Origin of the sequence: Pseudomonas sp. SK2 (assembly GCF_016772395.1) — a bacterium.
Classification (GTDB): domain Bacteria; phylum Pseudomonadota; class Gammaproteobacteria; order Pseudomonadales; family Pseudomonadaceae; genus Aquipseudomonas; species Aquipseudomonas taiwanensis.
In genome coordinates this window covers 3,733,373-3,755,948 of sequence record NZ_CP061944.1, presented here as the reverse complement: position 1 = coordinate 3,755,948, position 22,576 = coordinate 3,733,373, and the positions used below count along the sequence as shown (strand labels likewise).

The 22,576-nt window shown below is 62.3% G+C and carries 20 protein-coding genes; all 20 read left to right on the top strand.

Annotated elements, in window-relative coordinates; genetic code table 11:
- The first annotated feature begins 4 nt into the window (after positions 1 to 4).
- The 20 genes from IF103_RS16815 (at position 5) to IF103_RS16720 (ending at position 22,480) form a co-directional block, all read left to right on the top strand.
- Positions 5 to 862 carry an NAD-dependent epimerase/dehydratase family protein gene (locus IF103_RS16815; protein ID WP_202676175.1) on the top strand — a complete coding sequence of 286 codons (858 nt, stop codon included), beginning with the start codon at positions 5 to 7 and terminating at the stop codon, positions 860 to 862.
- Positions 852 to 1,937, top strand: coding sequence for a class I SAM-dependent methyltransferase (locus IF103_RS16810; RefSeq protein WP_023381549.1), 1,086 nt, complete (start codon positions 852 to 854; stop codon positions 1,935 to 1,937). The genes IF103_RS16815 and IF103_RS16810 overlap by 11 nt, the downstream gene beginning before the upstream one ends.
- 6 nt (positions 1,938 to 1,943) lie before the next feature.
- Positions 1,944 to 2,678 carry a cephalosporin hydroxylase family protein gene (locus IF103_RS16805; RefSeq protein WP_023381548.1) on the top strand — a complete coding sequence of 245 codons (735 nt, stop codon included), beginning with the start codon at positions 1,944 to 1,946 and terminating at the stop codon, positions 2,676 to 2,678.
- Between the two features lie 54 nt (positions 2,679 to 2,732).
- Positions 2,733 to 5,636, top strand: a complete 2,904-nt coding sequence (locus tag IF103_RS16800; RefSeq protein WP_202675500.1) for a TIGR00180 family glycosyltransferase — start codon at positions 2,733 to 2,735, stop codon at positions 5,634 to 5,636.
- 146 nt (positions 5,637 to 5,782) lie between these two features.
- Positions 5,783 to 6,784, top strand: coding sequence for a UDP-N-acetylglucosamine 4,6-dehydratase (inverting) (pseB, locus tag IF103_RS16795; protein WP_023381546.1), 1,002 nt, complete (start codon positions 5,783 to 5,785; stop codon positions 6,782 to 6,784).
- Positions 6,781 to 7,962: a UDP-4-amino-4,6-dideoxy-N-acetyl-beta-L-altrosamine transaminase gene (pseC, locus tag IF103_RS16790; protein WP_023381545.1), complete on the top strand. Its 1,182-nt coding sequence runs from the start codon at positions 6,781 to 6,783 to the stop codon at positions 7,960 to 7,962. Before pseB ends, pseC begins: the two co-directional genes overlap by 4 nt.
- Positions 7,955 to 8,680, top strand: a complete 726-nt coding sequence (gene pseF, locus IF103_RS16785) for a pseudaminic acid cytidylyltransferase (protein ID WP_023381544.1) — start codon at positions 7,955 to 7,957, stop codon at positions 8,678 to 8,680. Before pseC ends, pseF begins: the two co-directional genes overlap by 8 nt.
- Entirely contained in the window at positions 8,677 to 10,152 is a 1,476-nt protein-coding gene (gene pseG / locus IF103_RS16780; protein WP_027908236.1) for a UDP-2,4-diacetamido-2,4,6-trideoxy-beta-L-altropyranose hydrolase, read from the top strand. Before pseF ends, pseG begins: the two co-directional genes overlap by 4 nt.
- A gap of 3 nt (positions 10,153 to 10,155) precedes the next feature.
- Entirely contained in the window at positions 10,156 to 11,208 is a 1,053-nt protein-coding gene (pseI, locus tag IF103_RS16775) for a pseudaminic acid synthase (RefSeq protein ID WP_023381542.1), read from the top strand.
- Positions 11,209 to 11,486: 278 nt separating this feature from the next.
- Positions 11,487 to 12,431, top strand: coding sequence for a ketoacyl-ACP synthase III (locus tag IF103_RS16770; protein ID WP_023381541.1), 945 nt, complete (start codon positions 11,487 to 11,489; stop codon positions 12,429 to 12,431).
- 53 nt (positions 12,432 to 12,484) lie between these two features.
- Positions 12,485 to 13,777 carry a motility associated factor glycosyltransferase family protein gene (locus IF103_RS16765; protein WP_202675499.1) on the top strand — a complete coding sequence of 431 codons (1,293 nt, stop codon included), beginning with the start codon at positions 12,485 to 12,487 and terminating at the stop codon, positions 13,775 to 13,777.
- Positions 13,774 to 14,022, top strand: coding sequence for a hypothetical protein (locus IF103_RS16760; protein WP_104881400.1), 249 nt, complete (start codon positions 13,774 to 13,776; stop codon positions 14,020 to 14,022). Before IF103_RS16765 ends, IF103_RS16760 begins: the two co-directional genes overlap by 4 nt.
- A gap of 217 nt (positions 14,023 to 14,239) precedes the next feature.
- A complete protein-coding gene (locus IF103_RS16755; protein WP_023381538.1) occupies positions 14,240 to 15,094 on the top strand; it encodes a flagellin domain-containing protein in 855 nt (284 codons plus the stop codon).
- Positions 15,095 to 15,164: 70 nt separating this feature from the next.
- Positions 15,165 to 15,518 (top strand): flagellar protein FlaG, encoded by a 354-nt coding sequence (locus IF103_RS16750; protein ID WP_023381537.1) that lies wholly within the window; start codon positions 15,165 to 15,167, stop codon positions 15,516 to 15,518.
- Between the two features lie 83 nt (positions 15,519 to 15,601).
- A complete protein-coding gene (gene fliD, locus IF103_RS16745) occupies positions 15,602 to 17,017 on the top strand; it encodes a flagellar filament capping protein FliD (protein WP_023381536.1) in 1,416 nt (471 codons plus the stop codon).
- 200 nt (positions 17,018 to 17,217) lie between these two features.
- Positions 17,218 to 17,613, top strand: coding sequence for a flagellar export chaperone FliS (fliS, locus tag IF103_RS16740; RefSeq protein WP_027908237.1), 396 nt, complete (start codon positions 17,218 to 17,220; stop codon positions 17,611 to 17,613).
- A gap of 13 nt (positions 17,614 to 17,626) precedes the next feature.
- Positions 17,627 to 17,923 carry a flagellar protein FliT gene (fliT, locus tag IF103_RS16735; RefSeq protein WP_023381534.1) on the top strand — a complete coding sequence of 99 codons (297 nt, stop codon included), beginning with the start codon at positions 17,627 to 17,629 and terminating at the stop codon, positions 17,921 to 17,923.
- A gap of 166 nt (positions 17,924 to 18,089) precedes the next feature.
- Complete coding sequence (gene fleQ / locus IF103_RS16730; protein WP_023381533.1) at positions 18,090 to 19,565, top strand: transcriptional regulator FleQ; 1,476 nt, start codon at positions 18,090 to 18,092, stop codon at positions 19,563 to 19,565.
- Positions 19,566 to 19,886: 321 nt separating this feature from the next.
- On the top strand, positions 19,887 to 21,104 hold the full coding sequence (locus tag IF103_RS16725; protein WP_104883418.1) for a sensor histidine kinase: 1,218 nt from the start codon (positions 19,887 to 19,889) through the stop codon (positions 21,102 to 21,104).
- A complete protein-coding gene (locus tag IF103_RS16720; protein WP_023381531.1) occupies positions 21,104 to 22,480 on the top strand; it encodes a sigma-54-dependent transcriptional regulator in 1,377 nt (458 codons plus the stop codon). Before IF103_RS16725 ends, IF103_RS16720 begins: the two co-directional genes overlap by 1 nt.
- The last annotated feature ends 96 nt before the right edge of the window (positions 22,481 to 22,576 follow it).

The window sequence follows — 22,576 nt, the reverse complement described above, 5'->3', positions numbered from 1 at the left end:
TGCCTTGAACGTGCTTGTCACAGGGGCCACCGGTTTCGTTGGCCGGCATCTGGTCAGTGCACTTCTGGCTCGCGGGCATCAGGTGCGCGCCGTCGCGCGCAGACCGGAAATCGCCCGGACGATGGCGTGGTTCGACCAAGTCGAGTTCGTCAGCGCCGATATCCATGACCCGCAACTGCCGATCGACGCGCTGTGCGACGGTGTCGACGCATTGGTGCACCTGGCTTGGCCTGGGTTGCCTAATTACCAGGGGTTGTTTCACTTCGAGCACAACCTGATGGCTGACTATGGCTTTATCCAGCGCGTGGTTCAGCGCGGGGTTGCCCGGGTCCAGGTCACGGGTACCTGTTTTGAATACGGCCTGCAAAACGGTGCGCTGCATGAGTCGCTGCCGTGCCAGCCGGCCAACCCCTACGGGCTGGCCAAGCACAGCCTGCGCCTGTTCCTGGAAAGCCTGGCCCGGCAGCAGCCCTTCGCTTTGCAGTGGGTTCGGCTGTTCTACCTGTTCGGCGAAGGGCAGAACCCCAGCAGCCTGCTGGCGGCGCTGGACCGGGCCATCGATGACGGGCTTGCGCGCTTCGATATGTCGGGCGGTGAGCAGTTGCGCGATTTCCTGCCCATCGAGACCGCCGTCGGCTACATGGCCGAGTTGCTTGGCCAGAGTGATTTCAGCGGTGTGGTCAATTGCTGTAGTGGTCAGCCGATATCGGTTCGCACGCTGGTCGAGACCCATATCGCCCGCCGTGGTGCACACATGGCGCTGAACCTGGGGCACTACCCTTATCCGGCCCACGAACCGATGGCGTTCTGGGGCGATGCCCGTCGGTTGCGGGCCCAGCTGGGAGCTTGTGATGAAGCATGAGTTGTACCGCGCCACTGGCCTGCCGGTGCTGCAGAACCGCACCTTCGCCGATGCCGAGTCGGCACGCGCCTCGGCCAGTGCCGACATGCGCCTCGTGCAGGACAGCCGTACGGGTTTGGTCTATAACGACGCCTTCGAGGCAGACCGGCTCAGCTACGACAGTGACTACCAGAACGAGCAGGCTCACTCGGCGCGTTTCCAGCGCCACCTGGACGACGTGGAAGGCGTCATCGCCCGCTACTTCAAGGGCCAGAGCCTGATCGAAGTCGGTTGCGGCAAGGGCTGGTTCCTGGAGTTGCTGCGCGAACGCGGCTATGCCGTCACCGGCATTGACCCAGCCTACGAAGGCGACAACCCGGACGTGGTCAAGGCCCCGTTCACCCGTGAGCTGAACCGCTCGGCCGACGCCATCGTGCTGCGCCATGTGCTCGAACACATCGAAGACCCAGTGTCCTTCCTCGTGGCGATTGCCGAGGCCAATGGCGGGGCGGGACAGATCTACATCGAAGTGCCGTGCCTGGACTGGATCATCGAGCACAAGGCCTGGTTCGACCTGTTCTACGAGCACGTCAACTATTTCCGCCTAAGCGATCTGCGCCGTCTGTTCGGTAACGTCGCCGAAGCCGGCCACCTGTTCGACGGCCAGTACCTGTACATCGTGGCCGACCTTGCCAGCCTGCGTACCGATCTTGAACCGGTGCCCAGGCTGACGCTGCCTGCCGACTTCAGCGCCAGCCTGGAGCGCGCCGTGCACATCGTGCAGCGCGATGGCCAGCGTGGCTCGGCGATCTGGGGCGCCTCGTCCAAGGGCGTGATCTATTCGCTGTTCCTGCAGCGCGCCGGCGCGCCGGTGGACTGGGTGATCGACATCAACCCGGCCAAGCAAGGCCGCTATCTGCCCCTGAGCGGGGCGCGGGTGTCCTCGCCGCAGGAGGCGCTCGCGGCCCTGCCGCAGGGCGCGCAGCTGTTCGTGATGAATTCCAACTACCTCGAAGAAATCCGCCGCATGACCGACGATCGTTTCGTCTATCACGCCGTCGACAGCGCCGATTTCACTGACCTGCCAACCGAGTGAAGCACAATGACCGACACGCCTATCCAAGCCTTCGAAGCCGAATGCAACGCGCAAATTGCCGCCCAGGGTGAAGACAAGGAGCTGCAGCAGCTGTCCCGCGACTTCTTTAACAAGTCTGCCGCGCACAAGTACAGCTACCACTTTTCGTGGATGGGCCGGCCCATCATCCAGTTGCCCCAGGACATGATGGCGATGCAGGAGATTGTCTGGCAGGTGAAGCCTGACCTGATCATCGAATGCGGTATCGCCCACGGTGGTTCGATTCTCTACTACGCCTCGCTGCTGGAACTGCAGGGCCACGGTGAGGTGCTGGGCATCGACATCGATATCCGCCCGCACAACCGCGAGGCTATCGAGGCGCACCCGATGAGCAAGCGCGTGCGCATGATCGAAGGGTCCAGCATCGATGCTGCCATCGCCGAGCAGGTCAAGGCCATTGCCGAAGGCAAGAAGGTGATCCTGGTGCTCGACTCCAACCACACCCACGAACACGTGCTCAAGGAGCTTGAGCTGTACGCGCCACTGGTGGCCGTGGGCAGCTACTGCGTGGTGATGGACACCGTGGTCGAGGACATGCCGGCCGATTTCTTCCCCGATCGCCCATGGGGCCACGGTGATAACCCCAAGACCGCGGTCTGGGAATACCTCAAGGGCAACGACAGCTTCGAGATCGACTATCAGCTGCAGAACAAGCTGTTGGTGACCGTGGCGCCGGACGGCTACCTGCGCCGGGTTCGCTGAGACATTCAACAGGGTTCGATTTCTTCGGCGGCAACGCCAATGGTGGTGAAGACTATGCAAGGCAATTTCGCAGCAGACCAGGCAGCCACGCTGCGCGAGCGATTCACACTGGTGCTGATGACCCACAACCGTCCGGTATTCCTGCACCGCACGTTGCAGTACTACAGCAGCTATCCGTGCTCGATCCTCGTGCTCGATTCCTCTACCGAGTCTGCCGCGGCTATCGCTGCACAGTTCCCGGGTGTCGAGTACCTGCACCTGCCGCAGTACTCGTACCTGGGCTTCCAGGCCAAGCTGACCCATGGCGTGAGCCTGGTACGCACGCCTTACATGGCCTTCGCCGCCGACGACGACTTCCTGCTACAGGACGGCCTGAACCAATCGCTAGATTTTCTCGACGCCAACCCGGACTACGGGATGTGCCATGGCTACAGCATGATGTACCTGGCAGAGGCCACCCGCATCAATTACTTCCGCCGGGACAAGAAGGTCAGCGAGGACTACGGCCACCCGCGTGCGGAACAGCGGGTGATGGACTACATGGACGAGTTCATTCCGCCGTTCTTTGCCGTGACCCGCACCGAGCTGCTGCGCCGCTGGTTCGAACTGCTGCCCGAGGGCACCAGCTTCGAATGGCAGGAGATCGGTCATGTGTACTTCTTGCTGGCCAACGCCAAGGCGCGGATCCTTCCGGTTCCCTATGCCGTGCGCGAGGCCAACTACGGCAGCTCCGAGCACAAGACCGAAGTGATCCACGTGCTCAGTTTCACCGACGCCAAGTCGGTGGCTGGGCGTGAAGCATTCGCCGACTTCCTCGCCGGTCTGCCGACGGCCATTGAAGGACTGAGCCGCGAGGCGTTGCGCCAGCACGCCCTGGACAGCTTCGCGGCCATGGCCCAGAGCCTGTTCCAGCGCCGGGCGCTGACTTTGGAAAAGGTGTGGACCTCCAGCTGGGCCGATCCGCTGAAGCCGCCAGTGCGTAGCTTCCTGCCATCGCAATATGTGGAGATGCCTTTCTACAACCAGGCGTTCTTCGATCGCCTGACCGAGCTGGAATTCCTGGTTCACGCCATGCCTGCCGGGCGTCTGCAATTGGAGCAGCTCGAGGGCTTGTTGTTGCGTCAGGAATATCTGCTCCAAGTGCAGGACGGCGATACCCAGGCCACCCTCAAGGGGCGCTTGTGGCAGGCGCTGGAATGCAACGGATTTAACCGCAAGGTCATTCAGAGACTGGTCGAGCAGCTGCGAGCGTCCGGTGAGGTCGAAGAGGCGGAGCTGTTCGCGGCCTGGCTGATGCGTCTTTTGCAGGTGTCGAAGCAGTCAGGGCGAGAGTTGCTTGGCAACATGCGCTCGGGGCGCCTGCTCGATTGGCTGGAGGCGCGCAAGCCCGACGCAGCGGCGCTGAGGGCAATCAACGAGCATTTGGCGCTGCACCAGGGCGGGCCGCAGTTCGGCATTCTGCTGCTGGACCTGGAAAACGATATGTCCAGGCTGCAGGAAACCTTCGACAGCTTGCTGGGGGGCTTGAGCAACGCATTCCGGATCATGGTGTTCACCACCGGCGAACCACCGATGGTCACCTCGCTGCACAACACCCTGCATTTCATCAAGGTCAGCCGTGAAGACTATGTCGAGCGGATCAACCAGATCGCCCGACAGACCGCCTGCGAATGGCTGCTGCTGGCCGAGGCTGGTGATCGTTTCACCGCCACTGGCCTCTTGCGCGCGAGCCTCGAACTATTGAACGCGCCGGATTGCCGTGCTGTCGCGGTGGACGAGATCCAGCAACAGGCCAATGGAGCCTGGCGTGAACTGCGGCGCCCTGGGGTCAACCTTGACCTGCTGCAGACAAATCCTGCGCTGATGGCGCGTCACTGGTTGCTGCGCCGCGAAGCGTTGGTGGAAGCCGGTGGCTTTGACAACCAGTACCGAGACGCCCTGGAGTTCGACCTGCTGTTGCGCTTGATCGAGCAGGGCGGCCTCAATGGCCTGGCCCACCTCGACGAGCCACTGCTGATCACCCCGGTGCCGAATGCCAGCGACAACGAACATGCGCGCCAGACTCTGGTCCGGCATCTGGCGACCCGTGGCTACAAGGCCCAGGTCAGCACTCCGAGCGTGGGTACCCTGCGTATCGATTACCGTCACATCGAGCGACCGCTGGTGAGCATCGTGCTGCAGAGCCAGGACAACTTTGCCGAGCTCCAGCGTTGCCTGGAAAGCATCCTGCAGCGTACCCGGTACCTGCGTTACGAAGTGCTGATCGCCGACAACGCCAGCCAATCGCCAGGGTTGCTGGATTGGCTGGCGCAGCTTCAGCAAGGCGGTGGCAAGGTGCGCGTGCTGCAAAGTGCCGAGCGCCTGAGCCCCGCCGCCCTGTGCAATGCGGCCTGTGCCGAGGCCAAGGGCGAGTACCTGGTGCTGCTGGCGGCCGATGCCGAGGTGGTAAACGCCAACTGGATCGAGGCCCTGCTGAACCAGGCGCAGCGTCCGGAAGTGGGCGTGGTCGGCGGCAAATTGCTCGATGCTTCTGGCAAGCTCAGCCAGGCCGGCCTGCGGCTGGAGGCTGAAGGTAGGGTTGTGCCAGCCTTCGCCGGCGAGTCCGCAGAGGCCGGTGGCTACCTGAACCGGCTGTCGGTCGAGCAGAACTGTCCGGCAGTCTCGGCGAGCTGCCTGATGATTCGTAGCGAAGTCTTTCGCGCCCTGGAAGGCCTGGACGAGGCGGTCTTCGCCCACGCTCACGGTGATGTCGACCTGTGTCTGAAAGCCGCCGCAGCCGGCCTGCTGACGGTGTGGACACCGCAGGTCCAGGTGATCCACCCAGGCACGCTCGTAGAGGATGAGGTGGCACTGGCGGCCTTGCGCGCCAAATGGTCGGCGCAATGGCAGGGTGGTATCCAAGGCACGGACCTTGCCCTGGATAAGGCGGCGCTGGACTGGGCTGGCTTGGTCGGCTGATCTCGCGCCCCCATGGGGCTGGCCTGCATCTTGCTTCGGGCTGGATCATAGGGGGCGCGAGTCAGAAATATGTACGCTGTGCGCCTGGCCTGACACTGCAACCGGGTGACCTCGTCAGACGAGGGCGCCCAACCTAGGATCCAGGTATGTTCGACGACAAGTCCATTTTCATTTCCGGGGGAACCGGTTCGTTCGGGCGTCGCTTCATCGAACGGCTGCTTGAGCGTTACCGGCCGCGACGCGTCGTGGTGTTCTCCCGGGACGAACTGAAGCAGTACGAGATGCAGCAGCGCTTCAATGCGCCGTGCATGCGTTACTTCCTGGGCGATGTGCGCGATGCCGAGCGTGTGCGTCAGGCCATGCGCGGCATCGACTATGTCGTTCATGCCGCGGCGCTCAAGCATGTACCTGCTGCCGAGTACAACCCCACCGAGTGCATCCGTACCAACGTCAATGGTGCCGAGAACATCATCGCCGCCGCGATCGAGAACGGTGTTCAGAAAGTCGTCGCGCTGTCCACCGACAAGGCCGCTAGCCCTATCAACCTGTATGGCGCGACCAAGCTGCTGTCGGACAAACTGTTCGTGGCCGCCAACAATTTCGCTGGGCAGCAGGACACCCGTTTCGCGGTGGTTCGCTACGGCAACGTCGCCGGCTCGCGGGGCTCGGTGGTGCCGTTCTTCAAGCGTTTGATCGAGGAGGGCGCCCGCGAGCTGCCGATCACCGACCCTCGCATGACGCGTTTCTGGATCACGCTGGACCATGGCGTGCAATTCGTGCTCGACAGCTTTGCCCGCATGCACGGCGGCGAAGTGTTCGTGCCCAAGATTCCCTCCATTCGCATCGTCGACCTGGCCAGCGGCATGGCCGGGCACCTGCCGCAGAATGTGGTTGGCATCCGTCCGGGCGAGAAGCTGCACGAATTGATGATCCCCTTGGACGATGCGCGGATGACCCTCGAATTTGGCGATCATTTCACCATCGTGCCGTCGATTCGCTTCAACCATATGGATGTCGATTTCGCTGTCGACCGCGTCGGTGAAACCGGTCGCTGGGTTGCTGAAGACTTCGAGTATCGCTCCGACACCAACCCCGCTTTCCTGACCGTGGAGCAACTGACCGACCTGCATGCCGGATTGCCAGCATGATTCCCTATGGCCGGCAGAACATCGACCAGGCGGATGTTGCCGCGGTCGTCGAGGTGCTGCAGTCCGACTGGCTGACCCAAGGCCCGCTGATCGAGCGCTTCGAGCAGGCTATCGCGCAGCGCTGTGCTGCGGGCTACGCGGTGGCGGTGTGCAACGCCACCGCCGGCTTGCACCTGGCCTGTCTCGCCGCAGGTCTGGGAGACGGTGACTATTTGTGGACCAGCCCCATCAGTTTCGTCGCGTCGGCGAACTGTGGTCGCTATTGCGGGGCCAGCGTCGACTTCGTCGACATCGACCCGTACACCTGGACGATCGATGCCGGAGCACTGGCGGTCAAGCTCGAGCAGGCTGCCCGGGAACGGCGCTTGCCCAAGGTCGTGGTCGCGGTGGCGTTCGCCGGGCAAAGCGCCGACATGCGTGCGATCGCGGCGCTGGCCCGGCAGTATGGTTTCACCCTGATCGAGGATGCGGCCCATGCAGTCGGTGCGCGCTATGCGGGGGCGCCGGTTGGCTGCGGCGAATTTGCCGACATGACGGTGTTTAGTTTTCACCCGGTGAAGATCATCACCACGGCCGAAGGCGGCATGGTCCTTACCAATCGAGCCGACCTGGGCCAGCGCTTGCGCTTGCTGCGCAGCCATGGGATCACCCGTGACGCCAGCCAGATGACCGAGGAGAGCCACGGCAGTTGGTACTACCAGCAACTGGAGCTGGGGTTCAATTACCGCATTACCGACCTACAAGCCGCTCTGGGGCTTTCCCAGCTGACGCGACTCGATGCGTTCCTTGCCCGTCGCCGCGAGCTGGCGTCTCGCTATCAGCGTCTGCTGGCGCACTTGCCGGTGACTGTCCAGGCGCCCCAGGCGGAAGCCGAGTCCGCCTGGCACCTGTTCGTGATTCGTCTGAAGAGTGATCGTCTGCAGTGTTCGCATCGAGCGGTGTTCGAGGGCATGCGGGCCGCGGGGGTTGGGGTCAACCTGCATTACATCCCCATTCACTTGCAGCCGTATTACCGCGATTTGGGTTTCAGCCTGGGGGACTTCCCGCAGGCCGAACGCTATTACGCGGAGGCCCTTAGCCTGCCGATGTACCCGGACCTGACCGATGCTCAGCAGGACCATGTGGTCGACAGCCTGTACAGGCTGCTTGACGCGTCCAGGGCCAATGCGTATGACTGAGCGTCCGCAAGGTAATGTCGCGATCATTCCCGCTCGCGGTGGCAGCAAGCGGATCCCGCGCAAGAACCTCAAGACCTTCGCCGGGTTGCCGATCATTGCCCACTCGATCCGGGCAGCACTGTCCAGTGGCCTGTTCGAACAAGTAGTGGTCAGTACCGACGATCCGGAAATCGAAGCGGTGGCACGGGAATTTGGCGCACAGGTGCCGTTTCGGCGGCCGGCTTCCCTGGCCGACGACCATGCGACTACCCATGCCGTGGTCAGCCATGCCCTACAGACCCTGGCAAGCCAGGGGCACGTCCTGACCCATGCGTGTTGCATCTACGCCACCGCACCTTTCGTGCAGCAGCGCTACCTGCAAGAGGGGCTGGCATTGCTGCGGCAGCACCCCGAGCGCTCCTTCGCCTTTTCAGTATGCAATTTCGGCTTTCCCGTCCAACGGGCGCTGACCCTGGACGATCAGGGGGCGCTGGTGCCGTTGTACCCGCAGTTCCGTGAAACCCGATCGCAGGACCTGACGCCGGCTTACCAGGATGCCGGACAGTTCTACTGGGGGCGTGTGGATGCCTGGTTGCGGCACGAGGTGCTGTATTCCGAGCGCAGCTTGCCGGTGATCATTCCGCGGCATCTGGTTCAAGACATCGATACCGAGGATGACTGGCTGCGCGCGCAATACCTCTATGCGGCGCTGAAGGCCGGCGGGGAGCTGGCCCCATGAGGGTGCTGGTGAGGGCGGACGCCTCCTCGACGATGGGTGTCGGTCACATAGCACGTTGCCTGACCTTGGCCAACGCCCTGCGTGAGCGGGGAGCGCAGGTCAGTTTTGCCTGCTGCCTGCTCGACGGTCATCGGCGGGAGGCCATTGAACAGGAAGGCTTCGAGGTCTTTGCCTGGGAGCAGCCTCCGCAACAGCCTGGCGTCGAGCCTTGGGCGGCGGATATCGCCGCGCTGCGCGAGGTGTTGCCGGAGCGCGCTGGATTCGATTGGGTGGTTGTCGACCACTATGCCCTGGATGCGCGGTGGGAGCAGGCTGCCCGGGTAGTGGCCCAGCGCGTCGCGGTGATCGACGACCTGGCCGACCGCGCCCACGTGGCCGACCTGCTGCTGGATCAGAATTTCAACGCTAGCGAGGCGCTTTACGCTCCCTTGTTGACACCGACCTGCCGACGTTTGCTGGGGCCACGGTACGCACTGGTACGGCCAGCCTTGCAGCAGCCGGCGATTACGATCGCGCCCCAGGCCCGGCGAGTGTTGGTCAGCTTCGGCGGATTCGATGTGGCGGGTATGCTGCCCAAGACCTTGCAGGCGCTGTCCTGCATCGAAGACGTGCAAGTGACGTGTATCGCCGGGCTCGGGCACCCGCAGCGCGGGATGCTTGCCCAGCTGTGCAGCATGCGCCCCGGTTGGGAGCTGCACGCCTACGTCGACGATCTGCCGGCGCGGATGGCCGCGTCGGACGTATTCATCGGCGCCGGTGGTGGTACGACCTGGGAGCGCGCCGCGTTGGGCTTGCCGAGCCTGTGCGTGAGCGTGGCGGACAATCAGCGAGCCAATGCACAGGCGATGGCTCGGGCGGGCATGCACTTGTATCTGGGCGACGCCGCGCACGTCGATGTGCCGGCGCTGCGTCAAGCGATTGGCTTACTGCTGGATAATCAGGCCCTGCGCCAGAGCTTCGCTGAACGCAGTCGCGCATTGGTCGATGGGCGGGGGGCGCAGCGAATGGCTGTGGCCTTGCTGGGTGAGGGGCTGGTGTTGCGTCAGGGCCGGATCGAAGATGCTCGGGTGTTGTTCGACGGGCGTAACGCCCCCGAGGTGCGGCGCCGTTCGCAGCAGGGACAGGCATTGGACTGGCCAGGTCATCAGGCCTGGCTGGCCGCGACGCTGGCCGATCCGCAACGCCTGCTGTTGATCGCAGAGGCAGCCGACGGGCCAGTGGGAAGTGTGCGCTACGACCGCTTGCCGGGGCGACGCGCACGGGTATCGCTGTACCTGTTCGCAGGGCGTTTCGGCCTGGGCTGGGGCAGGGCGCTGCTCGCCCGTGGCGAGGCTTTCGTGCGTGAACGGTGGCCAGACTTGAAGGCGATAGACGCTCAGGTGTTGCCCGACAATCAGGCATCATTGCAATTATTCATCGATGCTGGCTACGTGCAGTCTCCCTGCGCGTTCGAGCGGGTTTTCCAGGAGTAACCCATGAACAGTTTCACTATCGGGCACCGTTGTGTCGGTCTGGACCAGCCGCCGCTGGTGATCGCGGAAATGAGCGGCAATCACAATCAGTCGCTGGCGCGCGCGCTGGAGATCGTCGAGGCGGCGGCGGCGGCGGGTGCCCATGCGCTGAAACTGCAGACCTACACTGCCGACACCATGACCCTGGACCTGGCCCATGGCGAGTTCTTCATCGCCGACCCGAACAGCCTGTGGGATGGCTCTTCGCTCTATGCGCTGTACGAAAAGGCCCATACCCCCTGGGAGTGGCACCGGCCGATCTTCGAGCGCGCTCGTGAACTGGGATTGCTGGTCTTCTCCACGCCGTTCGACGAAACCTCGGTGGATTTTCTGGAAGGCCTCGAGGTGCCGGCCTACAAGATCGCCAGCTTCGAGAACACTGACCTGCCGCTGATCCGCAAGGTGGCGGCCACCGGCAAACCGATGATCATCTCCACAGGCATGGCCAGCCTGGCGGAGCTCGAGCGCACCGTGCAGGTGGCGCGAGAGGCGGGCTGCCGTGACCTGGTATTGCTCAAATGCACCAGTACCTATCCGGCTAGCCCGCAGAACAGCAACGTGCTGACCATCCCACACATGCGCGAGCTGTTCGGCTGCCAGGTTGGTTTGTCGGACCACTCCATGGGCGTCGGCGTGGCGGTGGCGGCGGTGGCGCTGGGGGCTACGGTGGTGGAGAAGCACTTTACCCTCGACCGTGCCGACGGCGGTGTGGACGCGGCGTTTTCCCTGGAGCCTCGGGAAATGGCGGCGCTGGTGCTGGAAACCGAACGTGCCTGGCAGTCGCTTGGGCGGGTGCACTATGGCGCGACAGCGGCCGAGGAAGCTTCGCGGCGATTCCGGCGTTCGCTGTACGTGGTGCGCGACATGGCCGCTGGCGAGGTGTTCGATCGCAGCAATGTCCGGGCCATCCGTCCGGGTCTCGGGCTGGCGCCTGGCCATCTCGATGCGGTGCTCGGGCGCAAGGCCCGGCAACCCCTCAAGCGGGGCACCGCGCTGGACTGGTCGCTGCTCGACTGAGGTCCGCCCTCACTGCGACTGGTTTGCCTTGCACCGGACGCGCCTCACCTCATCGTCGAGGTGACGAGTCCTGGCAAAATATGCGATTGTCTTGAAATATTCGTGACCTATCGGTCAGAGCGGGCATCTCTCTCTGTAACCGTTAATGGGCCAGGCCTGCATTTGTTGCACGCCTGCCCCGCCTGCCGCCCAGTCCACCGGGTGGTGGATCCCGTTTTCAGGCGCCGTTCGAGTCATGCGGACGGTGGTATTGAGCTGTTATTTATTGGGAAGCCATGATGATCGGCATTAAAAGCATCGCGAGCTATGTGCCCGCTGCCGGCCTGGACAACTATGTACAAGGCGCTAAATTCGGCAAGGACGAAGCGTTCATGTTCGGCAAGATCGGCGCGAGCTTCCTGCCCCGCAAGGACGATGAACAGGAAACCTCCGATCTGTGCGTCGAAGCGGTCAACAACCTGTTCGCCGCCAATCCGCAACTCAAGCGCGAGTCGATCGACGCGCTGATCGTCGTCACCCAGAACGGTGACGAGGAAGGCCTGCCCCACACGGCGGCCATCGTCCAGCACAAGCTCGGCTTGCCGACCCATGTCGCGGCCTTCGACATCTCCCTGGGCTGCTCGGGCTACGTCTATGGCATCTATGCGCTCAAAGGCTTCATGGAGGCCGCAGGCCTGAAGAACGGCCTGTTGGTGACCGCCGACCCGTACTCGAAGATCGTCAACCCGGAAGATCGCAACACCACCATGCTGTTCGGCGATGCCGCCACCGCTACCTGGATGGGCGAGAGCGCCACCTGGCAGCTGGGCAAGGCGAAGTTCGGCACCGACGGTGGCGGCGCGCCGCACCTGAAGGTCACCGATGGCGAGTTCTACATGAATGGTCGTCAGGTCTTCAACTTCGCTTTGATCAAGGTGCCGGCGCACCTGCATGAACTGCTGGGCGAGTCAGGTCTGGAGAACAGCGACATCGACGCTTTCTGCATTCACCAGGGCAGCGCTGCGATCGTCGATGCCGTGGCGCGACGCTTCGAGGAAGATCCCGAGAAGTCCCAGGCCGACAAGTTCATCAAGGACATGCTCGAGACCGGCAACACCGTGTCCTCGAGCGTTCCGCTGCTGTTGCAGAAGCACATGTTCGACAGCACCTGGAAGCGCGTTGCCATCAGCGGCTTCGGCGTCGGCCTGTCGTGGGGTTCGGCGATTCTCTACAAGGCTGAATAAGCGCTGCCAGTAGGTTACTCTTCGGCGTTTCGCAGGTAAGGGAAGCTCAACCCATGAGCGAGTTTTTCCAGCGTAATGCTGAAGTGCTGCAGGCCCGCTGGCCAGCGCTGTTCGAGCGCTTGCAAGGCGAGGCGGACAGCGCGCTCGAAGTCGAACTGGTGGAGGGCCTGGGCTCGACCTTGAGCGTGTCCGGCGTTCAGCTCACCAGTCGGCACGACCGGCTCGCCGAAGCACGTCTGCAGGCGGCGAGCTTGCCGCTCGACAGTGCCATCCTCCATCTCTACGGTACCGGTCTGGGTGACCTGCAGCGCGTGCTGCTGGAGCGGCCGGAGCTGGTCCGGCTGCAGGTGTACCTGCTCAATGGCGCCTTGTTCAAGCTGGTGCTGCAACTGCTCGATCAGTCCGACTGGCTGGCAGACCCTCGGGTCGAACTGGCTTACGCCGGTGACAGTGCGGAAATTGCCCTGCCATTCTTTGCTTTGCCATCCGAGCGTGTGCTGGCCGATGACTTCAACGCGAAGATTCGCGACCGGCTGATCAGTGAGGCGCACCTGGCGGACAACAATCGCGCCTTCGATGCGGCTGACCCGCGCTTGCAGAAGCTGCTCGAAGACAGTTTGCCGTTGCTGCGTCAGGACCCTGATGTGGCCGGCCTGTTCGGCACCCAGGCCGGACGAGACTGCTATGTGATCGCCACTGGGCCGTCCCTGGCTGGGCACCTGCCAGCCCTGGCGCGGGTGCGTGCCCAGGCTGAGCGGCCACTGTTCATCTGTGTCGACACTGCCTACCTGCCGCTGCTGCGGGCCGGCATCCAGCCTGACATCGTGGTCAGTGTCGATCACAAGATCCGCTTGCACCACTTGCCGCCGGACGACTCGGCGACAACCGCACTGGTGTACATGCCGATGTTGGACGTCGAGTTGCTGGGCAACTGGCGTGGGCCGCGCTACGCCGGCTATTCCGCCAGCGCGCTGTATGCCCAGGTGCGACACGAGATACCGCGCGCCGAGTTGTTCGTCGGCGGCAGCGTGATTCACCCGGCAACGGACCTGGCGGTGAAGATGGGGGCGGCGTGCATTACTTTGTTCGGCGCCGATTTCGCCTTCCCGGGTAACCGCACCCATACCGGTTGGGACGACGGCGTGCTCGGTCCGTCTCTTGCGGCTGCGCAGCATTGGGTGCTCGATGGCCATGGTCAGCGGGTACGCACCCAGCTGAACTTCCGTGGCTACCTGATCGAGCTGGAGCGATTCATCGCGCGCCATCCTCAGGTGCGGTTCCACAATACCAGCCGGGCCGGCGCGCACATCGCCGGCACCACCTTCGACCCGGAGTTCTGTCCATGACTGCTGCCAATCAGGTGGGGGCCGCCCGTGAGTGTGCCGCGTTGTTGCGTCTCGGGCGGGACGTGGAGGGGGCGGTGCGCATGGTCGAGTTGTTCGATGCAGTGCTGGCGCAGGTCGACGCTGAGGCGGGGGCGGTGGTTCTGCAGGCCATGCTCGATGCGCAGCAGCGCCAGGACTGGTTGGCGCTGGCTGATTACCTCGAATACGAGCTGGTGCACCTGATCGAGCAGGGCGCCTCGCGCTGAAATGTGACGTGGTTCACGGGGGAATGGTGAGCGGGATGCCGGAGTGCGGGGCTGAAAGGCCCGATTTGCAAGGGGTGGCGCGGTGATGGCATTTTTTTTTGGAAAACCGCTAAAGCAACTTGCAAACCCGACGATAACCATTACGAAGGTTCTCTAGGCCACACCCGGCGGATGCCAGGGCCGGAAGCCGTAGTATCCATCCAACGAGGAATTCGTCATGGCATTAACCGTAAACACCAACACCACTTCGCTGGGCGTGCAGAAGAACCTGAACAAAGCTTCCGACGCTCTGAGCACCTCGATGACCCGTCTGTCTTCCGGCCTGCGTATCAACAGCGCCAAGGACGACGCCGCTGGTCAGCAGATCGCCAACAAGCTGCAGACCATGGTTACCGGTACCACCGTTGCCATCAAGAACGCCAACGACGGTAACTCGATCACTCAGACCGCTGAAGGCGCGCTGTCGGAAATCACCAACATCCTGCAGCGTATGCGTGAGCTGGCTCTGCAGGCACGTAACGACTCCAACGGCACCACTGAACGCGCTGCTCTGAACAAAGAGTTCGCTGCCAAGTCCGACGAGATCACTCGTATCGCCACCTCCACCACCTTCGGTACCAGCAAGCAACTGCTGAACGGCACCGCTGGCACCATGGAGTTCCAGGTCGGCGCAATGACTGGTACCAGCCAGATCCTGAGCGTTTCGATGACCTCCTCGTTCGCTGCATCGACCCTGGCTGTCGGCACCGGCACCCTGGCGATCTCGGGTACTTCCGACTCCGCTGTTCACACCTCGGTTGACGCCGCCATCACCGCGATCGACGCCGCTCTGCAAACCGTTGACAACAAGAAGTCGGACCTGGGTGCTATCCAGAACCGCTTCCAGTCCACCATCAACAACCTGCAAAGCATGAACGAGAACTCGGCTGCCGCCATGGGCCGTGTTCAGGACACCGACTTCGCCGCAGAAACCGCTCAGCTGACCAAGCAGCAAACCCTGCAGCAAGCTTCGACCGCAGTTCTGGCTCAGGCCAACCAGCTGCCGTCCGCCGTACTGAAACTGCTTCAGTAATAGCGCGATGAAGTTTGGCGAGGGAGTGCCTGGGCACTCTCTCGCTTTTTACTTTTAGAGGTGAAGTGCGATGGACATAAGCGTCAAGTCGAGCCCGTCGTATCCGGTGTCGCCGCTGGCCGGCAATACCCACAAGGATGATGCGGCCGAGAAAGCCTACGGGCAGGTTCGCAAGACATCGCAAGAAGACGCTCCCAAGAGCGAGGCCGAGTTGCATTCGGCTGTGAAGGAAATACAGGATTTTGTCCAGTCGTTGCAGCGCAACCTGGAATTTTCGGTGGATGATTCCACCGGTACGTGGGTCGTCAAGGTTGTCGCCCGCGACAGTGGCGAGGTGATTCGTCAGATCCCATCGGAAACTGCACTGGAACTGGCTCGGAGCTTGCACGACGTCAACAGTCTGCTCTTCGATGAGAAAGCCTGAAGGCTGGCAGGTCATTTGAATTTTTGCACCGATACTGACGAGGCAGCTCAGCTTTTCGGCGTTAACCAGAGAAGGAGGATGTAATGGCAAGTCCAATTCTACCGAGTTTGGGACTGGGTTCCGGTCTCGATACCGCGTCCATTGTGAAGGCCCTGGTTGATGCTGAGAAAACCCCCAAGCAGAGTCAGCTCGATCGTCGAACCACGGCGAACACGGCATCCATTTCGGCGGTCGGCAGCCTCAAGAGCGCGCTGACTGCCTACAAGACGGCGCTGGAAAAGCTCAACGACAGTGCCAACCCGGCGTTCCTTGGTTCCGTGGCATCGACCTCCAATGACAAGTACGTCAAGGCCACCGCTGGCAGTTCGGCGGTCAATGGTAGCTATTCGATCCAGGTCAATCAGTTGGCAACGGCATCGCGCGTGGCCAGCCAGCGCTTTACCGATAGCAGCTCGGTGGTGTCTGCCAGCGGCGGTACGCTGACCATCACCCAGAACGGCACTAATGTCGATGTCACCATTCCTGCCAACGCCACGCTGCAGCAGGCGCGTGACGCGATCAATGCCCAGGCGACGTCGAAAGGCTTCACTGCCAACATCGTCAATGACGGAACCGGTTCGCGTCTGGTGTTGAGCTCCGACACCATGGGTGCAGGCTCGGATATTTCCACCTCGGGCATTGCCGAGCTGACCATCGACCCCGCTACGCAGATGACCGACGCGGGTGGTGCTGGCCGCATCGGTAACCTGGCAGTGGATGCCCAGTTCACTATCGATGGCATGAGCCTCACCAGCAAGTCGAACAAGGTCGACAATGCGATCAGTGGCATGACGTTCGAACTGGTGTCCAAGACTGACGCGCTTTCTCCGGTGACCATCACCGTGGCCGCGAACACCGATGGCCTGAAGAAGTCTGTGCAGTCGTTCGTCGACGCCTATAACGCCTTGGTCACCACCATCAATACCGTGAGTGTGTCGGTCAAAGGGTCGGACGGTACCTGGACCTCTCCGGCGCTGGCGGGCGATTCGGCGATTCGCAGTATGCAGTCGGCCCTGCGCAACGAGCTGGTGGTGCCGGGTACGGGTGGCTCGGGCCAGCTGACCGTTCTCTCGCAGTTGGGGATCAACACCGTTCAGGGTACCGGCCTACTCGAGTTCGATAGCACCAAGTTCACCAAGGCGATCAATGATCAGAAGCTCGGTGGCGAGGTGCAGAACCTGTTCAATGGTGATGGTGGTCTGCTCGACCGCATGACCAAGGCGATGGAGCCGTTCTCGGCCTCCGGTGGCGTGCTGGACGAGCGCAACAAGTCGCTCGAGGCGGCCAAGAAGAGCCTGAGCCTGGAGCAGAGTTCCCTCGACGCTCGCATCAAGGATCTCGAGGCCTCGCTGACCAAGAAGTACAACACCATGGACACCTTGGTGGGTCAGCTCAACGCCCAGCGCGACAGCGTGCTTTCGATTTTCGAAGCGATGTCGGCCCAGCAGAAGAACTCCTGACGCACCCGGCACTTCATGGCAAGGACCTGGCATCTTCCTTCGAGTTGTCCGGTTGATGATGCGATGGGGTGTGGTAGAGCCGACGCCAAAAGCCCGACGAAGCGTGACGCTTCGTTGGGCTTTTTGTATTCTCCCTAAAGTTTTTTGACGCCGCGCCGATAGCCCGGTCATACAGCAACCCCGTGGTGACGAGGTACCCCATGAATCCAATGTTAGCCCTTCGGCAATATCAAAAGATCGGCGCCCAGGCGCAGACCTCCGAGGCGAGCCCGCATCGTCTGGTGCAGATGCTGATGGAAGGCGGCCTGGACCGTATCGCTCAGGCCAGTGGTGCGATGCAGCGCAAGGACATCGCCGGCAAAGGCATCGCGATCGGCAAGGCTATCGGCATCATTGGCGGGCTGCGTGAAGGCCTGGATCGGGACAACATGACCGACGACCTCAATCGTCTCGACAACCTGTACCTGTACATGACTCGCCGTCTGAGCGAGGCCAATATCCATAATGATCCGGCAATCCTCGACGAGGTCAGGGACTTGCTGACCACAGTCAAGGAAGGCTGGGACGCGATCGGCGATCAGTCGACGGCACCCTGAGCCGGGAGGTTGTATGAGCGAGGTGATCGAACGTATCGAGCGAACCCGCGATGCATTGCAGGCAGCTTTGGCCAGCCGTGACTGGAATGTGGTCAGCGAGCTCGACCTTGAGTGCCGTATTTGTGTCGAGGATGTGCTGGCCGAGGCGCTCAGCAATGAGGCAGCGGTACGTTCGAGCCTGGAAAGTCTGCTGGGCGTTTATCAGCAGCTAATCGAGGTTGCAAGTGGCGAGCGTCAATCAATAGTCGACGAGATGACGCAAATCCGTCAGGCGAAAAGTGCCGCCAAGGTATACCATCTGTTCAGTTGACCACAGATGTGCAAAAAAGCCGTGCGCCATTAATTTGACTACGTGCTGTTTTTTGACTTTACTAGTGGCTGTTTTCGAATTTCAGACGTCCGAACACTGACCATTCAGTCGGAATGATCTCGAGCACGCCTAAGGGCGCCGATATGACTAGGGAAGTTGCTATTGCATGTGGCGTGAAACCAAAATTCTCCTGATCGATGACGACAGCGAGCGCCGCCGCGATCTGGCGGTGGTTCTGAACTTCCTCGGCGAAGAAAACCTCCCATGTTCCAGCCAGGACTGGCAGCGGGTGGTCGAGCCATTGTCGTCGAGTCGCGAAGTACTGTGCGTGCTGATCGGTACTGTAAAAGCTCCTGGTGGAGTGCTCGGGCTCCTTAAGACCGTGGCAGGTTGGGATGAGTTCCTTCCTGTTTTGCTTTTAGGTGAAATTTCTTCCGCGGAGTTCCCGGAAGACCTGCGCCGTCGAGTCCTGTCCAACCTGGAAATGCCGCCAAGCTACAGTCAGTTGCTCGATTCCCTGCACCGTGCCCAGGTCTATCGCGAGATGTACGACCAGGCGCGCGAGCGTGGTCGGCAGCGTGAGCCGAACCTGTTCCGCAGCCTGGTGGGTACCAGCCGGGCGATCCAGCATGTGCGGCAGATGATGCAGCAGGTGGCTGACACCGATGCCAGCGTGCTGATCCTGGGTGAGTCCGGCACCGGCAAGGAAGTGGTGGCGCGCAACCTGCACTACCACTCCAAGCGTCGCGAAGCGCCTTTCGTGCCGGTCAACTGCGGCGCGATCCCAGCCGAGCTGCTCGAAAGCGAGCTGTTCGGCCACGAGAAGGGCGCCTTCACTGGGGCCATCACCAGCCGCGCCGGGCGCTTCGAGCTCGCCAATGGTGGTACGTTGTTCCTCGACGAAATCGGTGACATGCCGTTGCCGATGCAGGTCAAGCTGCTGCGCGTGCTGCAGGAGCGTACCTTCGAACGCGTTGGCAGCAACAAGACCCAGAGCATCGATGTACGCATCATCGCGGCAACCCACAAGAACCTCGAGACCATGATCGAGGACGGGACCTTCCGCGAGGACCTGTACTACCGACTCAATGTATTCCCCATCGAAATGGCGCCGCTGCGTGAGCGTGTGGAAGACATCCCGCTGCTGATGAACGAGCTGATTTCGCGCATGGAGCACGAAAAGCGTGGCTCGATCCGCTTCAACTCGGCCTCGATCATGTCGCTGTGCCGTCACGGCTGGCCGGGTAACGTCCGCGAACTGGCCAACTTGGTCGAGCGCATGGCGATCATGCATCCGTACGGGGTGATTGGCGTCTCGGAGTTGCCGAAGAAGTTCCGTTACGTCGACGATGAAGACGAGCAGTTGGTCGACAGCTTGCGCAGCGACCTCGAAGAGCGCGTCGCCATCAATGGCCATACGCCGAACTTCGCCAACCATGCCATGTTGCCGCCTGAAGGGCTGGATCTGAAGGACTACCTGGGTAGCCTCGAACAAGGGCTTATCCAGCAGGCATTGGACGATGCCAACGGTATCGTTGCGCGAGCGGCTGAACGTTTGCGTATTCGTCGGACCACCTTGGTGGAGAAGATGCGCAAGTACGGCATGAGTCGCCAGGGGGGCGAGGATCAGGCTGAGGATTGATTGGGGTAAGGCTTGCGTAAGGCTGGCGTAAGCCTTGCGCTGTGCGGTGTGGCGAACATCGAGCGCCGCCCGCGCGGCGCATCGCGAGCAAGGCTCGCTCCTACGTCTGTTTCGAGCCAGTAACGTCAGTGACAGGCGCGCGCGACCGCCTTGTTCGTGGGACTCGCTATCGCGCAGGCATAATTGCGTGTCTTGCTTGTGATGCGCCGCACCGCAAATCCCAAGGGCGTACACTGCACAAACCCCCATCTCCGGCACGGCTATTGCTACACCGCTGGCACCATACCGTTTTTATGACGGTCAGCCACGCGAGAGAGCACGATGCCCCAGGCCGCCCACTTTTCCCGAACCCCGAATCCGCAAGGGGGTGCCTCGGTCGAACAGGAGAGTCGACAGGGGCTTGAGCAGGCCTTCGCTCTGTTCAATCAGGTATCCACTCAGCTCAACGAGTCCTACAACATGCTCGAGGCGCGCGTCAGCGAGCTGCGTGGCGAGTTGGCGGTCGTCAGTGCGCAGCGCATGGACGAGTTGGGAGAGAAGGAACGCTTGGCCAATCGTTTGCAGAATCTGCTGGACTTGCTGCCGGGCGGGATCATCGTGATCGATGGGCAGGGGCTGGTGAGCGAGGCCAATCCGGCCGCGTGCGACCTGTTGGGTGAGCCGCTGGTGGGACAATTGTGGCGCGAAGTGATCGCTCGCAGTTTCGCCCCGCGCAAGGATGACGGCCACGAGGTGTCCCTGCGCGATGGGCGGCGCTTGTCCATCGCCACGCGCTCGCTGGACGCTGAGCCCGGTCAGTTGGTACTGCTCAATGACCTGACCGAAACTCGGCGCCTGCAGGACCAGTTGGCCCGTCACGAGCGCCTGTCGTCCCTCGGGCGCATGGTCGCTTCTCTGGCTCATCAGATTCGTACGCCGTTGTCGGCGGCCATGCTCTACGCCAGTCATTTGGCGGACGAAAGCCAAACCCTTGCGCCGCAGACGCGGCATCGCTTCGCCAGCAATCTCAAGGAGCGCTTGCACGAACTGGAGCACCAGGTGCGCGACATGCTGGTGTTTGCCCGTGGCGAGTTGCCGTTGGGGGATCGCATCACGCCCAAGGGGTTGTTCCAGGCGCTGCAGCAGGCGGCGCAGTCGCATGTCCAGGGGCATGCCGTGCGTTGGCAGTGTGACAGTCATCTGGGGGAGTTGCTGTGCAATCGCGACACCTTGGTCGGCGCGTTGCTCAACCTTCTTGAAAATGCCTTGCAGGCCAGTGGTGGCCAGGCTCGGATCAAGGTGCACCTGTATCGGCGAGAGCAGGTGCTGCACCTGTGTGTCAGCGATGCCGGCTGCGGTATCGCGGCTGATGTGCTCGAACGTCTGGGTGAGCCGTTCGTGACCACCAAGGCCACTGGCACCGGGCTGGGCCTGGCGGTGGTAAAGGCGGTCGTGCGTGCGCACCAAGGGCGCGTGTGCCTGCGTTCGAAAGTGGGGCGAGGCACCTGTGTCAGGGTAGAGCTGCCATTGATCGATGGGCAGCCAGTGGAGGTCATGTAATGCAGATCAAGGTGCTGCTGGTCGAGGATGACCGCGTGTTGCGCCAGGCGCTGGGCGACACCCTGGAAATCGGCGGCTATGGCTACCGCGCGGTCGGTAGTGCCGAAGAGGCGCTCGAAGCGGCAAGCGGCGAGGCGTTCAGCCTGGTGGTCAGTGATGTGAACATGCCGGGCATGGACGGTCACCAACTCTTGGCGCAGTTGCGCCGTCATCACCCCCATTTGCCGGTGCTGCTGATGACCGCTCATGCTGCGGTGGAGCGCGCCGTCGATGCGATGCGCCAGGGCGCTGTCGATTACCTGGTCAAGCCGTTCGAGCCCAAGGCGTTGCTAAGCCTGGTGGAGCGCCATGCCGCAGGGCGGGTGGGGCCGGCTGACGAAGACGGGCCAGTGGCTTGCGAGCCGGCCAGCCGGCAATTGCTGGAGTTGGCGGCGCGGGTTGCGCGCAGCGACTCCACGGTGTTGATCTCGGGTGAGTCGGGCACCGGCAAGGAAGTGCTGGCGCGTTACATTCACCAGCAGTCGTTGCGTGCGGCGCAGCCATTCGTGGCAATCAATTGCGCGGCGATTCCGGACAACATGCTCGAAGCGACCTTGTTCGGTCACGAGAAAGGCGCTTTCACCGGTGCGATCGCCGCCCAGGAGGGCAAGTTCGAGCAGGCCAACGGCGGCACCTTGCTGCTCGATGAGATTTCCGAGATGCCGCTGGGGTTGCAAGCCAAGTTGCTGCGCGTGCTGCAAGAGCGCGAGGTGGAGCGGGTAGGTGGGCGCAAGCCGGTCACGCTGGATATTCGGGTACTGGCCACTACCAACCGTGATCTGGCGGGTGAAGTGTCTGCGGGGCGATTCCGCGAGGACCTTTACTACCGTCTTTCGGTATTCCCCTTGGCGTGGCAGCCGCTGCGCGAACGCAGTGGCGATATCCTGCCGCTGGCCGAGCGTCTGCTGGCGCGCCATGTGGCGAAGATGAAGCATGCGCCGGTGCGGCTGTCCGCCGATGCGCGGGCTTGCCTGCAGGGTTATGCCTGGCCCGGCAACGTCCGAGAGTTGGACAATGCGCTGCAGCGGGCTTTGATCCTGCAGCAAGGCGGGGTCATCGAGGCGGCGGATTTCTGCCTGGCTGGCGCCATACCCTTGGCGACTTCGGGCGGTGCCATTACTGCGCCATTATCTGAAGATTTGACGGTCGAGGGCTCTGGGTTGGGTGATGACATGCGTCGTCACGAATTCCAGATGATCATCGACACCCTGCGCGCCGAACGTGGGCGCCGCAAGGAAGCTGCCGAGCGGCTGGGGATCAGCCCACGCACCTTGCGCTACAAGCTGGCGCAGATGCGGGATGCCGGGCTCGATGTAGAAGCCAGTCTGTACGGTTGAAAACCACGAATTAGCAGGATGGTGTGCGGGCTGGCACTCTTGTTGCTAGCTCCAGGCTATCCGCTGCATCAGTGTCAAAAAAATGCGGCCGCCGGA

Bases quoted from the DNA above. Each gene is read 5' to 3' on its own strand.
- IF103_RS16810 (WP_023381549.1), top strand. From the start codon at position 852: ATGAAGCATGAGTTGTACCGCGCCACTGGCCTGCCGGTGCTGCAGAAC.
- IF103_RS16805 (WP_023381548.1), top strand. From the start codon at position 1,944: ATGACCGACACGCCTATCCAAGCCTTCGAAGCCGAATGCAACGCGCAA.
- IF103_RS16800 (WP_202675500.1), top strand. From the start codon at position 2,733: ATGCAAGGCAATTTCGCAGCAGACCAGGCAGCCACGCTGCGCGAGCGA.
- pseB (WP_023381546.1), top strand. From the start codon at position 5,783: ATGTTCGACGACAAGTCCATTTTCATTTCCGGGGGAACCGGTTCGTTC.
- pseC (WP_023381545.1), top strand. From the start codon at position 6,781: ATGATTCCCTATGGCCGGCAGAACATCGACCAGGCGGATGTTGCCGCG.
- pseF (WP_023381544.1), top strand. From the start codon at position 7,955: ATGACTGAGCGTCCGCAAGGTAATGTCGCGATCATTCCCGCTCGCGGT.
- pseG (WP_027908236.1), top strand. From the start codon at position 8,677: ATGAGGGTGCTGGTGAGGGCGGACGCCTCCTCGACGATGGGTGTCGGT.
- pseI (WP_023381542.1), top strand. From the start codon at position 10,156: ATGAACAGTTTCACTATCGGGCACCGTTGTGTCGGTCTGGACCAGCCG.
- IF103_RS16770 (WP_023381541.1), top strand. From the start codon at position 11,487: ATGATCGGCATTAAAAGCATCGCGAGCTATGTGCCCGCTGCCGGCCTG.
- IF103_RS16765 (WP_202675499.1), top strand. From the start codon at position 12,485: ATGAGCGAGTTTTTCCAGCGTAATGCTGAAGTGCTGCAGGCCCGCTGG.
- IF103_RS16760 (WP_104881400.1), top strand. From the start codon at position 13,774: ATGACTGCTGCCAATCAGGTGGGGGCCGCCCGTGAGTGTGCCGCGTTG.
- IF103_RS16755 (WP_023381538.1), top strand. From the start codon at position 14,240: ATGGCATTAACCGTAAACACCAACACCACTTCGCTGGGCGTGCAGAAG.
- IF103_RS16750 (WP_023381537.1), top strand. From the start codon at position 15,165: ATGGACATAAGCGTCAAGTCGAGCCCGTCGTATCCGGTGTCGCCGCTG.
- fliD (WP_023381536.1), top strand. From the start codon at position 15,602: ATGGCAAGTCCAATTCTACCGAGTTTGGGACTGGGTTCCGGTCTCGAT.
- fliS (WP_027908237.1), top strand. From the start codon at position 17,218: ATGAATCCAATGTTAGCCCTTCGGCAATATCAAAAGATCGGCGCCCAG.
- fliT (WP_023381534.1), top strand. From the start codon at position 17,627: ATGAGCGAGGTGATCGAACGTATCGAGCGAACCCGCGATGCATTGCAG.
- fleQ (WP_023381533.1), top strand. From the start codon at position 18,090: ATGTGGCGTGAAACCAAAATTCTCCTGATCGATGACGACAGCGAGCGC.
- IF103_RS16725 (WP_104883418.1), top strand. From the start codon at position 19,887: ATGCCCCAGGCCGCCCACTTTTCCCGAACCCCGAATCCGCAAGGGGGT.
- IF103_RS16720 (WP_023381531.1), top strand. From the start codon at position 21,104: ATGCAGATCAAGGTGCTGCTGGTCGAGGATGACCGCGTGTTGCGCCAG.